Origin of the sequence: Nocardioides pelophilus (assembly GCF_014180685.1) — a bacterium.
GTDB classification, from domain to species: Bacteria; Actinomycetota; Actinomycetes; order Propionibacteriales; family Nocardioidaceae; genus Nocardioides; species Nocardioides pelophilus.
Genome location: NZ_JACEHF010000146.1, coordinates 1 through 10,627, shown reverse-complemented (window position 1 = coordinate 10,627; position 10,627 = coordinate 1). Strand labels below are relative to the sequence as shown.

Genomic DNA, 10,627 nt, shown 5'->3' with positions numbered 1-10,627 from the left:
CGACGACCGAGCCGCTGATCGTGGTGACGGTCGCGCCGCCGACCCAGATCGTGCCGTCGGCGTCGGTGTCGATGTGCACCCGGCCGGCGCGGCCGAGCGCCGTACCCTGCGAGGCCACGTACGACGGCGGCAGGGTGCCGTCGCTCGTGAGCCACTGGGCGAGGCCGGCGTTGAGCGACCCGGTGACCGGGTCCTCGGGGATGCCGACGAGCGGCGCGAACCCGCGCACCTCGACCTCCGCCTCGCCGCCGGACGGGTGGGGGCCGACCACGCCGATGTCGAACGGGTCGAACGCGGTGAAGTCCGGCTTCAGGGCGAGCACGGCTGCGGCGTCATGGAGCCGGACGGCCACCCAGCCGGCGCCGTTGTCGACCCATTGGCTGTCGACGACATCGGCGAACTCGATGCGCAGCGCGCGGACGATCCGGTCGAGATCGCCGTCGTCGACCGCGCCGGAGCGGATCAGCGGGGGCGCCGCGAACGCGAGCCGCTCGCCCCGACGGAGGTGGACGAGGCCGACGCCGCACTCCTGCACGACGTGCTCACCGCGCGGCACGCCGCCCTCCTCGAGCCACGCGTGCGCCGACCCGAGCGTCGGGTGTCCGGCGAACGGCAGCTCGCCGCCCGGGGTGAAGATCCGTAGCCGGTAGTCGGCCTCCTCGGACGTCGGCCGCAGCAGGAACGTCGTCTCCGACAGGTTGGTCCAGCGCGCGAACGCCGCCATCTGCGCGTCGCTCAGCCCGTCCGCGTCGTGCACGACGGCCACCGGGTTGCCCAGCACCGGGTCGGAGCTGAAGACGTTGACCTGGCGGAACGGCAGCGGCATACGCCGAGCCTAGGTCCGGATCAGCCGACCGGGCCGACCCAGGGCAGCACGACCATGCAGGGCACCGGCTTCTTGTGCGCGGGGTCGAGCGTGTTGAGCACGATCTGCGCGGCCACCGGATCCGCCGCGATCTCGAAGTGCTCGGAGAAGTCGGTGCCGCAGTGGTCCTGGACGACGACGTTGCGCATCCCGCGCTCCCGACCGCTGGTGTAGGGCAGCACCAGCTCGTCGTACTTGGTCATGATGTTGGTGTACTCGATGTCGCCCACCGCCAGGCCACCCTTGCGCAGCCGCGCCATGAACCGCGACGTCGCCGCGAACTGCCCGCAGGCCTGGCACACGGGGATCTGGTCCTCGGGGACGCCGAAGGCCTTGGCCAGGAGCGGAGCCGGGTTGGCCAGGTCGGTCCCGTGCCACACCGGTGCGAGCGAGACGTAGCGCTTGACGTACGGCGCACCGCCGAGGAACTTCACCCAGTACTCCGGCATCAGCGTGCCCTGCGAGTGTCCGAGCAGGTCGACCTTCCGCGCACCGGTCGCCCGCAGCACCCGAGCCACGAACCGCTTGAGCTGGCGGGCGCTGTCCTGCATCCGGGTCATCCCACCGAGCTGGTTGGCCGGGAGCGGCGTCCCCGGCGCGACGCCGTAGGTCAGCGCGAACACGCAGTAGCCGTTGTTGTGCAGCAGCGGCGCGTAGGTCTGCCAGTTGGTGTTCTTGTTGCCGGCCGTGCCGTGCACGAGGACGACGGGGCGGGGGTGCCGTGCCGTGGGCCGGCAGTCCCAGTCGTTGCCGCCCGGCGGGTCGGCGTCGACCTGCGCACCGGCGGCGACCGCGCTGACCAGGAAGTTGTAGGTGACCGGCAGGTCGTCCTCGGCATGGCCCGCCGGGACCACCGCGACACCGGCGACGAGGCCCATGAAAAGGCACAGCAACGCTGCTCCTGTAGCGAGCGCGGTTCGGACGATGTGGCTGCGACGCATGCTTGTTCCTCCCGGGGTCCCGGGACGCTAACGCGCTCGTGCGGGCTCGGGTCACGCCGTCTCAGCGCGAGCGGTACGCCGGAGCGCGGGCGTCGCGCTGCTCGGCCGACCGCTCCAGCAGCGGCAGCACCCGGGGCGCGACCACGGTGCCGAGCACCACCACGCTCGTCGTCCGCACCACCGACGGCGACCGGTTGAGGTCGAGCAGGGTCTCCTGCAGGTCGGCGTGGGAGGTCGCGGCGACCTTGCAGAGCACGTCGGCGGTGCCGGTCGTGACGTAGGCCTCGAGGATCGTCGGCATCGCCTCGAGCTCGGGTGCGAGCTGGTCGAGCGCCCCCTGGGCGATCTCGAGGGTGACGAACGCCGACACGTGCTGACCGGCGGCCTCGAGGTCGATGTCGGGTCCGTAGCCCGTGACGACACCGCTCGACTCGAGCCGCTGGATCCGCGCCTGGACGGTCGCCCGGGCGACCTGCGTGATGCGCGAGAGCTCGAGCACGCCGGCCCGCGGTTGGTCGCGGAGCGCGGTGAGCAGGGCGAGGTCGAGCCGGTCGAGGTGCATGGTAGTCAGAAAGCCTAGTTCACAAGCGTCGGGCTGGACACAAATGGGCAGAACGGCCAGTGCGTGCTGGCGTGGTTGAACAGCAAACGCCAGTCCGCGAGGCTGGCGGACATGACCCTGGAGCAGCTCACCGACGCGGAACGACTCGCCCACCTCAGCCTCGAGCAGCTGCACCAGCTCGTGGGCCTGGTGGAGTACGACGACAGCCACGACCCGTTCCCGGTGACCGGGTGGGACTCGGTGGTCTGGGCGGTCGGCAACGCGACCCAGACCACCCACTTCTTCCTGTCCGCGTTCGGCATGGACCTGGTCGCCTACTCCGGCCCGGAGACCGGCAACCGCGACCGCAAGTCCTACGTCCTCGAGAGCGGCGCGGTGCGGTTCGTGATCGAGGGCGGCGTCGACCCCGACAGCGAGGTGATCCGCCACCACGCCCGCCACGGCGACGGCATCGTCGACATCGCGCTCGAGGTGCCCGACGTCGACCGTTGCATCGCGCACGCCGCGTCGCAGGCGGCCACCGTCCTGGAGGAGCCGCACGACGTCACCGACGAGCACGGCACGGTCCGCCGCGCCGCGATCGCGACGTACGGCGAGACCCGGCACACGCTGATCGACCGCAGCCGCTACCACGGCCCCTACCTGCCCGGCTACGTCGCGCGCCGCTCGGCGCTGGTGCGCCCGGCCGATGCGCCGAAGCGCCTCTTCCAGGCGCTCGACCACGTGGTCGGCAACGTCGAGCTCGGCCGGATGGACGACTGGGTCGACTTCTACCGCCGGGTGATGGGCTTCTCGAACATGGCGGAGTTCATCGGCGACGACATCGCCACCGACTACTCCGCGCTGATGAGCAAGGTGGTCGCGAGCGGCAACCACCGGGTGAAGTTCCCGCTCAACGAGCCGGCGATCGCCCGCAAGCGCAGCCAGATCGACGAGTACCTCGAGTTCTACCGCGGCCCCGGTGCCCAGCACCTCGCCCTCGCGACCAACGACATCCTCACCGCCGTCGACCACCTGCGGGCCGCCGGCGTCGAGTTCCTCAACACGCCCGCCTCCTACTACGAGGACCCCGAGCTGCGGGCCCGGATCGGCAACGTGCGGGCGCCGATCGAGGAGCTGCAGAAGCGGGGCATCCTGGTCGACCGCGACGAGGACGGCTACCTGCTGCAGATCTTCACCCAGCCGATCGGCGACCGGCCGACCGTCTTCTTCGAGCTGATCGAGCGGCACGGCTCGCTCGGCTTCGGCAAGGGCAACTTCAAGGCGCTCTTCGAGGCGATCGAGCGCGAGCAGGAGCGCCGCGGCAACCTCTAGTCCGCCGCTGGTCGAGCGATGCTCTGGTGGTTGAGGTGCGAGCGAAGCGAGCCTCGAAACCAAGAGCCTCGAAACCCAGGCTGACGAGGAGGAGAGTGACCCCATGGCGCACTACCAGCGGATCGGCGACGTACCGCCGAAGCGGCACACGCAGCACCGCGACCCGGACGGCAACCTCTACTACGAGGAGCTGATGGGCGAGGAGGGCTTCTCCTCCGACTCGTCGTTGCTCTACCACCGCTACGTCCCGTCGGCGATGGTCGACGCCCGCACCTGGGACCTGCCGGACCAGGCGACCGAGCCCAACGCACCGCTGCTGCCGCACCACCTCACCCTGCACCGCCTCTTCCCCGGCGAGGAGTGGCAGCCGGTCGATGCGGTCACCGGTCGCCGGCTGGTGCTCGGCAACGGCGACGTGCGGATCAGCTACGCCGTGGTCGGCGCACCCTCGCCGCTCTACCGCAACGCCGTCGGCGACGAGGTGGTCTACGTCGAGAGCGGTACGGCGACCGTGGAGACGGTCTTCGGTCAGCTCGAGGTCGACACGGGCGACTACGTCGTGATCCCGCGCGCGACCACCCACCGCTGGGTCCCGACCACCCCCGGGGAGCCGCTGCGGCTCTACTGCATCGAGGCCAGCAGCCACATCGCGCCGCCGAAGCGCTACCTCTCCCGCTACGGGCAGTTCCTCGAGCATGCGCCGTACTGCGAGCGCGACCTGCGGCTGCCGACCTCCTTGGCGGAGCTCGTCGAGGCCAACGCCGACGCGACCGACGTCGAGGTCTACGTCAAGCACCGGGGCAGCGGGCCGGGCGGGCTGACCGGCTCGGTGCACGTCGTCCCGAACCACCCGTTCGACGTGGTGGGTTGGGACGGCTGCCTCTATCCCTACGTCTTCAACGTCGCCGACTTCGAGCCGATCACCGGCCGGCTGCACCAGCCGCCGCCGGTCCACCAGGTCTTCGAGGGCCACAACTTCGTGATCTGCAACTTCGTGCCGCGCAAGGTCGACTACCACCCGCTCGCCGTACCCGTGCCCTACTACCACTCCAACGTCGACAGCGACGAGGTGATGTTCTACGTGGCCGGCGACTACGAGGCGCGCAAGGGTTCGGGCATCGGGATCGGCTCGATCACCCTGCACCCGGGCGGCCACGCGCACGGCCCGCAACCGAGCGCGATCGAGGCCAGCCTCGGGGCCGAGCGGTTCGACGAGCTCGCGGTCATGGTCGACACCTTCCGGCCGCTGGAGCTCGGCGAGGCCGGCCGCGCCGCCGACGACGGCGAGTACGCCTGGTCGTGGGCGGGCGGGCGTCGATGACCGCGGCCCGTTCTGCGCCCCACACGTGGCTGCACCTCCCGGCCAACCACCCGTTCGGGATCGCGCACCTGCCGTACGGCGCCTTCGCGCCCCCCGGCGACCCGCGGACCCGGGTCGGCGTGCGGATCGGCGACGCGGTGCTCGACCTGGTCGGTGCCGCCGTCCAGCTGGACCCTCGCCTGGTGCCGCTGATCGAGGGCGACAACCTCGACCGGCTGCTGGCCGCCGGCCCCGAGACCTGGGCAGCGACCCGGGCCGCCGTCGCCGGCTGGCTGACCGACGGCGAAGCGCGCCCGATCGTCGAGGCCCACCTCTTCGAGCTGGCCGCCGTCCGGCTCGAGCTGCCGTTCACGGTCGCGGACTACGTCGACTTCTACTCCTCCGAGCACCACGCCCGGAACCTCGGCCGGATCCTGCGCCCAGGCCAGGAGGAGCTCCCGCCCAACTGGCTGCACCTGCCGGTCGGCTACCACGGTCGCGCCGGCACGGTCGTGGTGTCGGGCACCGACGTCACCCGGCCGAGCGGCCAGCGCCGTACGGCTGACGGCGAGGTCGTGTTCGGGCCGACCACGCGCCTCGACATCGAGGCGGAGGTCGGGTACGTCGTCGGCGTACCGTCCCCGCTCGGGAGCCCGGTGCCGCTCGGGGCGTTCGCCGACCACGTGTTCGGCATCTGCCTGGTCAACGACTGGTCGGCGCGCGACATCCAGGGGTGGGAGTACCAACCGCTCGGTCCGTTCCTCGGCAAGTCGTTCGCGACCTCGGTGTCGGCCTGGGTCACCCCGCTCGCGGCACTGGACGCGGCCTGGGTCGCACCACCGCCACGCGATCCCCGGCCGCTGCCCTACCTCGACGACGCCGACGCGGCACCGACCGGCCTGGACCTGCGGCTGAAGGTGCGGCTCAACGGCCACTCGGTCGCGCGGCCGCCGTTCGCGCAGATGTACTGGACGGGCGCCCAGCAGCTGGCGCACCTGACGGTCAACGGCGCCTCGCTGCGCACGGGCGACCTGTTCGCCTCGGGCACGGTCAGCGGACCCGAGCCCGGCGAGCGGGGGTCCTTCATCGAGCTGTCGTGGAACGGCGCCGAGCCGATCACCCTCCCCGACGGCCAGGTCCGGACCTTCCTCGAGGACGGCGACGAGGTCGTGATCACCGCGACCGCGCCCGCGCCGGACGGTGCGGTGATCGGGCTCGGCGAGGTCCGCGGGCGGATCGTCCCGGCCCACTGAGACCTCGGCCCGCTGAGACCTCGGCTGCTGAGATCAGTGCTCGTCGGCGAACGTCACGGCATGGAGCTTCAACCCGCCGTACTCCCGGTGGGTGACGCTCGTGATGACGTCGCGAACATGCTCCCGCTCCCCGGGAGGGCTCTCGACGAGCACCAGCTCGTCGCCCCCGACCAGGCTCACCCCGGTCGTGAAGCCCTCGGCGTTGAGGGCGGAGCAGATGACCGCGGCGTCGATGCCGTTCGGCACCGAGTACTCGACCTTGGGCGTGTCGGGGTCGAGGAGGTGGTCGTGGCTGTCCTTCTCCATGTCGACCGTCGACTTGAGCGCCCAGGGGACCCCGATCAACAGGATCACCATGATGACCACGACGATTGCGATAACAGCGACCATGACCGATCGCCTCCTTGTCGGCTCTCGAGGGTCGCGCCGACCGAGTGGGCAGCGTGGCCACTTCATTCCCAGGGTGAACCCGGCACCGTTCCGATCGCCAGGGTCGTAGGTCCCTCTCCGCTGGGACCGGCTCCCGGTGGCTAAACTCGACGAGTGACCGAGGCAGCCCAGCAGGACGACTCAGTCGAGAGGCTGCTCGAGGTCGTGGTGCTCAGCGCCGACGAGCTGAGCGGCTTCGCCGAGATCGACGAGGAGGCCGCGACCGCGCCGGTCGCGCTCGGCGGCACTCCCGAGGAACGGGCGCACGAGGAGGAGATCTCCTACGAGGCGTTCGGCCAGCAGTACATCCGCCGGGTCCTCAACAAGGACCGGATCCTGAAGATGGTGTCCGACGTGCTCGGGCCGCAGATCCAGCTCGGACCGATCGGCGCCGGCCCCGGCCGCAAGGCGGCCACGGTCAGCGCGCTGGGGACGTTCCGCGAGACCAAGGGCGAGGAGATTCCCGGAGACCTGCTCGCCTACCGGGTGTTCCTGCCGATCAGCGTGGTCTTCGACATCGACATGCGGGTCGACAAGTACCGCTTCACCGCCGACGTCGTCGTGCCGCTCACGCTCACCGTGCACACCGTCGCGCCGCTCCGGATCCGGATCGACATCACGGTGCCGTCCGACGACGAGGTCGCGCTGACGCTGCAGAGCGACACCCGCCGGGGCGCCGTGCTGCAGAAGGTCGCCCGGCTCGAGCCGGAGCTCCGGCGGTTCCTCGTGAAGGTGGTCCGCACCGAGCTGTCGAAGCCCTACGTACGACGGGCGACCGACTTCGACATGGCCGACCTGATCGATCGCGCCTGGGACGGCATCGCTGCCGTGATCCTCCCGACCGGCCCCGAGGACCGGGTCGCGCTCCCGGAACCCAAGTCCCCGACGCACGTGAAGGCCTGAAGGAACTACTGGCCAGTCACCCCTCCCGCGATCGTCGGGCCGGCTCTAACGTCGAAGGCATGACCACCCTCGACGCCCCCGACCAGGTTTCTGCCCCCGTCCGGCCGGAGCCGCCGCTCGCCGGCGACGAGACGGCAACCCTGCTCGGCTCGCTGGAGCGGCAGCGGGCGACGTTCGCGTGGAAGGTCGGCGAGCTCGACGACGAGGCGCTGGCTCTCCGGCTCGGTCCGTCGTCGATGACCCTCGGTGGCCTGGTCAAGCACCTCGCGCTCGTCGAGGACGAGGTGTTCACCCGGGCCCTGCTCGGCCGGCCGCTGCCGGCGCCGTGGGACCGGGTCGACTGGGAGGGGGAGTCCGACTGGGAGTGGCGCACCGCCGCGAGCGACTCCGCCGAACAGCTCTACGCGCTCTGGCAGTCGGCCGTCGCCCGATCGCGCGACGCCGTACGACGAGCGCTTGGCGACGGCGGCCTGGACCACTCCGCCGACGTCGTGTTCGCCGACGGTGCGCCGAGCCTGCGGCGGCTGCTCGTCGACATGATCGAGGAGTACGCCCGCCACACCGGCCATGCGGACCTGATCCGGGAGTCGATCGACGGCCTGGTCGGCGAGGACCCGCCGGCCCACAACCCGACCTGGCTCGGCGCGGGCGGGTGACCGAGATGGTCGAGGCCATCACGGGCGAGGAGTTCGCTGCTGCCGACGGTGTCGCGGACTGGCGGGTGCTCGAGACCGGCCAGGTCGGCACGGTGTTCCGGACCGGCAGCTTCGCCAAGGGTGTCGAGCTGGTGACCCGGATCGGCGCGCTGGCGGACGCGGCCAACCACCACCCCGACGTCGACCTGCGCTACCCGAGCGTCACCGTGCGCGTCTCCACGCACGAGATCGACGGCCTCAGCCAGCGCGACGTGGAGCTGGCGCGCGCGATCTCCGCGGCCGCGCAGGAGCTGGGCATCGAGGCGGACCCGGACGGTGCATGAGCGCGGTGACGGCGGCCGCTCACTGAGGGGCGGAGAGGAAGATGTCGTACCTCGCGCACCCGTCCGGGATGGTCACGCCCCCGACTTCGATGGGCCCCGGCTCCGCGTCGTCCGAAGAATGCTCGACCTCCCATCCGCCTCCGACCTCGAACTCCTCGCCCAGCGACACCTCTCCGAACCCGGGGATGTCGATGGTCAGCGGATCCTCGTCGACGACCTCGGTCCCTTGCGGAAACACATAGACGTCTCCGCGCGCCCCAAGGCAGTCGCCGACGACCTCGAGGGTCCCGCCGCCAGCCGCATCGCTGCCGCCGGACTGGTAGCCCGCCACCAGCACCTGGACGCCGCCGGCGTCGATGATCCTGGCCGAGCAGCTGCGTACGCCGAACAGCACGACGAGCGCCACGACGGCCACGCCAGTGATGACCCAGGGCGCCCGGCGACGCAGAGCGGCGAACATGGGCACGGGTGGATCATCGCCGCGGTTCCCCGACGTCCGCCACGCCTCGTCCTCCGGATCCGCTTGCGCGGAGAGCCTTGTCTAGACAGGTCCGGGTGCTCCTGACCGCGCGGCATGCGTCAGTTGCGGGCGCATCGTCGGGACGTCATACGGCTCAGCGGTGGTAGGTCCACGGCCGTATGACGTTGCGCGGGACGTCATACGGCTGAGCGGTGATAGGTCGACTGACGTATGACGTCCCGCCGCAGCCGCCCGCTCTCGGCAATGTCGGACGCTTCGGGCGCCGCGCGGACGGTGCTGCTGGCTAGGGGCGTCGGTGGAAGTGGAGGTCGCCGTTGGGAAGGCGGTCGGCTTCGTATCGTCGGTCGTGGGCGCGGTGGTGGTGGTGGTTGCAGAGGAGTACGCCGTCGTTGAGGTCGGTGCGGCCGCCTTGGGTCCAGGGTTTGAGGTGGTGGGCTTCGCACCAGGCTGCCGGGACCGAGCAGCCTTCGGCGCGGCATTGCTGGTCGCGGAGGCGCAGGGCTTTGCGTTGGCCGGGTGTGTAGAGGCGGCGGGTGCGGCCGAGGTCGAGGATCTCGCCTTTGCCGCCGAGGACGACGGGGATGATCTTGGCGGTGCAGGCCAGGCGGCGGATCGCGGTGGCCGACATGTTGTCGCCGGCGGTGAGGTGGGCGTCGATGAGCCCGCCGGTGGCCAGGTCGGTGATCAGGGAGTCGAGGTCGATGGTGACCATCAGGGTGGTCGCGTCGCCGCCGTGGTCGGGGAGCTTGGTCGGGTCGAGGTGTTCGAGGAGGGCGCAGAGGGCTTGGCCGAGGCGGCGGTGGTAGGGGATCCGGTCTTCCTCACCAGTCAGGGCGTCGTCGTGCTTCCTGGGTGAGGTGAAGGCTTCGAGGTAGGTGCGTAGTCGGGTGGCGTCGGCGTCGGGGAGCAGTGCGGACATTCGGGTGGTGCCGTCGCCGATGGGCTTCAGGGTCAGTCGGCACTTGTCCCGGGCGCGTTGCTCCTCGGCCTCGAGGAGTCGGGCTTGGTGGGCTTCGGCGATGTCGGGGGCGACGACGTGGAGGATGTGACGACCCAGGCGGCGTAGCTCGGCGGGGCTGAAGTCGGCGCATTAGGCCACCAGCTGGGTCTCGGCCTTGGCGAGCAGGGTGGGGTCGAGGTCGTCGGGCAGGGCGTCCAACGCAGCGGTGATCACCCGCGCTTGCGCCAGCGCCACTGATCCGTCGGCCATGCCGGCCGCGACCCGGGTCCAGCGCCGGTCGAGGGCTTCGGCGAGCCGGGCGTCGGCGCGGGCGGTAGTGGGGTCGGCGTGGGTGAGGTGGGCGGTCCAGGAGCCGATGTCGCGGGCACCGGCGGCGTCGGCGACGTCGCCGGACACAGCGAGGACGCGCAGTTTCAGGTCGGTGAGGGTGGCCTCCAGGGCGGTGATCTCCTGGAGCGCGGTGGTCTTCTCGGCCGGGGTCATGTACACCGGTTGCACGTCGCGCACGTCGCTCAACGAACTCCGGGCGTCCGCGACCGCGCCCAGGATCGGGTGGGGTTGGGGGTGGAGTTGGGCGACCACGGTGTTCCTTTCCGAGATGCTTCTATCGTACACCTGTTCGATTCGGAATGGAACATT

Annotated in this window: 12 protein-coding genes and 1 pseudogene; 6 read left to right on the top strand and 7 right to left on the bottom strand. The window is 71.0% G+C overall.

Features of this window, described 5'->3' with window-relative positions; translation table 11 throughout:
- The 3 genes from H0488_RS18430 to H0488_RS18420 all read right to left on the bottom strand — a co-directional run.
- Positions 1-826: PhzF family protein (locus H0488_RS18430; protein ID WP_183100699.1), on the bottom strand; the 826-nt coding region annotated here is incomplete at its 3' end.
- A 20-nt stretch (positions 827-846) separates the two neighbouring features.
- Complete coding sequence (locus H0488_RS18425; protein ID WP_220794766.1) at positions 847-1,806, bottom strand: esterase/lipase family protein; 960 nt, start codon at positions 1,804-1,806, stop codon at positions 847-849.
- Between the two features lie 61 nt (positions 1,807-1,867).
- Positions 1,868-2,368 carry an Lrp/AsnC family transcriptional regulator gene (locus H0488_RS18420; protein WP_183100698.1) on the bottom strand — a complete coding sequence of 167 codons (501 nt, stop codon included), beginning with the start codon at positions 2,366-2,368 and terminating at the stop codon, positions 1,868-1,870.
- A 111-nt stretch (positions 2,369-2,479) separates the two neighbouring features.
- Between H0488_RS18420 and hppD the strand changes: the two genes are divergently transcribed.
- The 3 genes from hppD (at position 2,480) to fahA (ending at position 6,235) form a co-directional block, all read left to right on the top strand.
- On the top strand, positions 2,480-3,682 hold the full coding sequence (hppD, locus tag H0488_RS18415; RefSeq protein ID WP_183100697.1) for a 4-hydroxyphenylpyruvate dioxygenase: 1,203 nt from the start codon (positions 2,480-2,482) through the stop codon (positions 3,680-3,682).
- A gap of 103 nt (positions 3,683-3,785) precedes the next feature.
- Positions 3,786-5,003, top strand: a complete 1,218-nt coding sequence (locus tag H0488_RS18410; RefSeq protein ID WP_183100696.1) for a homogentisate 1,2-dioxygenase — start codon at positions 3,786-3,788, stop codon at positions 5,001-5,003.
- On the top strand, positions 5,000-6,235 hold the full coding sequence (gene fahA, locus H0488_RS18405) for a fumarylacetoacetase (protein WP_183100695.1): 1,236 nt from the start codon (positions 5,000-5,002) through the stop codon (positions 6,233-6,235). Before H0488_RS18410 ends, fahA begins: the two co-directional genes overlap by 4 nt.
- Positions 6,236-6,268: 33 nt before the next feature.
- On the opposite strand, the gene H0488_RS18400 is transcribed toward fahA, so the two are convergent.
- Entirely contained in the window at positions 6,269-6,625 is a 357-nt protein-coding gene (locus H0488_RS18400) for a hypothetical protein (protein ID WP_183100694.1), read from the bottom strand.
- Positions 6,626-6,778: 153 nt separating this feature from the next.
- Here H0488_RS18400 and H0488_RS18395 point away from each other — a divergent pair, with 153 nt between their 5' ends.
- From H0488_RS18395 to H0488_RS18385, 3 genes are read left to right on the top strand one after another with little or no spacing between them, the layout of a single operon-like run.
- A complete protein-coding gene (locus H0488_RS18395; RefSeq protein ID WP_183100693.1) occupies positions 6,779-7,567 on the top strand; it encodes a hypothetical protein in 789 nt (262 codons plus the stop codon).
- A 59-nt stretch (positions 7,568-7,626) separates the two neighbouring features.
- Entirely contained in the window at positions 7,627-8,223 is a 597-nt protein-coding gene (locus H0488_RS18390) for a DinB family protein (RefSeq protein ID WP_183100692.1), read from the top strand.
- A 5-nt stretch (positions 8,224-8,228) separates the two neighbouring features.
- Positions 8,229-8,546 carry a 4a-hydroxytetrahydrobiopterin dehydratase gene (locus H0488_RS18385; RefSeq protein ID WP_183100701.1) on the top strand — a complete coding sequence of 106 codons (318 nt, stop codon included), beginning with the start codon at positions 8,229-8,231 and terminating at the stop codon, positions 8,544-8,546.
- 19 nt (positions 8,547-8,565) lie between these two features.
- On the opposite strand, the gene H0488_RS18380 is transcribed toward H0488_RS18385, so the two are convergent.
- From H0488_RS18380 to H0488_RS18375, 3 genes and pseudogenes are all read right to left on the bottom strand, one after another.
- Complete coding sequence (locus H0488_RS18380; protein WP_183100691.1) at positions 8,566-9,012, bottom strand: hypothetical protein; 447 nt, start codon at positions 9,010-9,012, stop codon at positions 8,566-8,568.
- Between the two features lie 298 nt (positions 9,013-9,310).
- Positions 9,311-9,526, bottom strand: coding sequence for an HNH endonuclease signature motif containing protein (locus H0488_RS25295; protein WP_376768477.1), 216 nt, complete (start codon positions 9,524-9,526; stop codon positions 9,311-9,313).
- A pseudogene (locus tag H0488_RS18375) lies at positions 9,524-10,471 on the bottom strand (DUF222 domain-containing protein); the annotation flags it as partial. The pseudogene H0488_RS18375 and the gene H0488_RS25295, both read right to left, overlap by 3 nt.
- Positions 10,472-10,627: the final 156 nt, after the last annotated feature.

What these genes read in the sequence shown, in the direction of transcription:
- H0488_RS18425 (WP_220794766.1), bottom strand. Translation starts at nt 1,806, where the DNA reads ATGCGTCGCAGCCACATCGTCCGAACCGCGCTCGCTACAGGAGCAGCG.
- H0488_RS18420 (WP_183100698.1), bottom strand. Translation starts at nt 2,368, where the DNA reads ATGCACCTCGACCGGCTCGACCTCGCCCTGCTCACCGCGCTCCGCGAC.
- hppD (WP_183100697.1), top strand. Translation starts at nt 2,480, where the DNA reads ATGACCCTGGAGCAGCTCACCGACGCGGAACGACTCGCCCACCTCAGC.
- H0488_RS18410 (WP_183100696.1), top strand. Translation starts at nt 3,786, where the DNA reads ATGGCGCACTACCAGCGGATCGGCGACGTACCGCCGAAGCGGCACACG.
- fahA (WP_183100695.1), top strand. Translation starts at nt 5,000, where the DNA reads ATGACCGCGGCCCGTTCTGCGCCCCACACGTGGCTGCACCTCCCGGCC.
- H0488_RS18400 (WP_183100694.1), bottom strand. Translation starts at nt 6,625, where the DNA reads ATGGTCGCTGTTATCGCAATCGTCGTGGTCATCATGGTGATCCTGTTG.
- H0488_RS18390 (WP_183100692.1), top strand. Translation starts at nt 7,627, where the DNA reads ATGACCACCCTCGACGCCCCCGACCAGGTTTCTGCCCCCGTCCGGCCG.
- H0488_RS18385 (WP_183100701.1), top strand. Translation starts at nt 8,229, where the DNA reads ATGGTCGAGGCCATCACGGGCGAGGAGTTCGCTGCTGCCGACGGTGTC.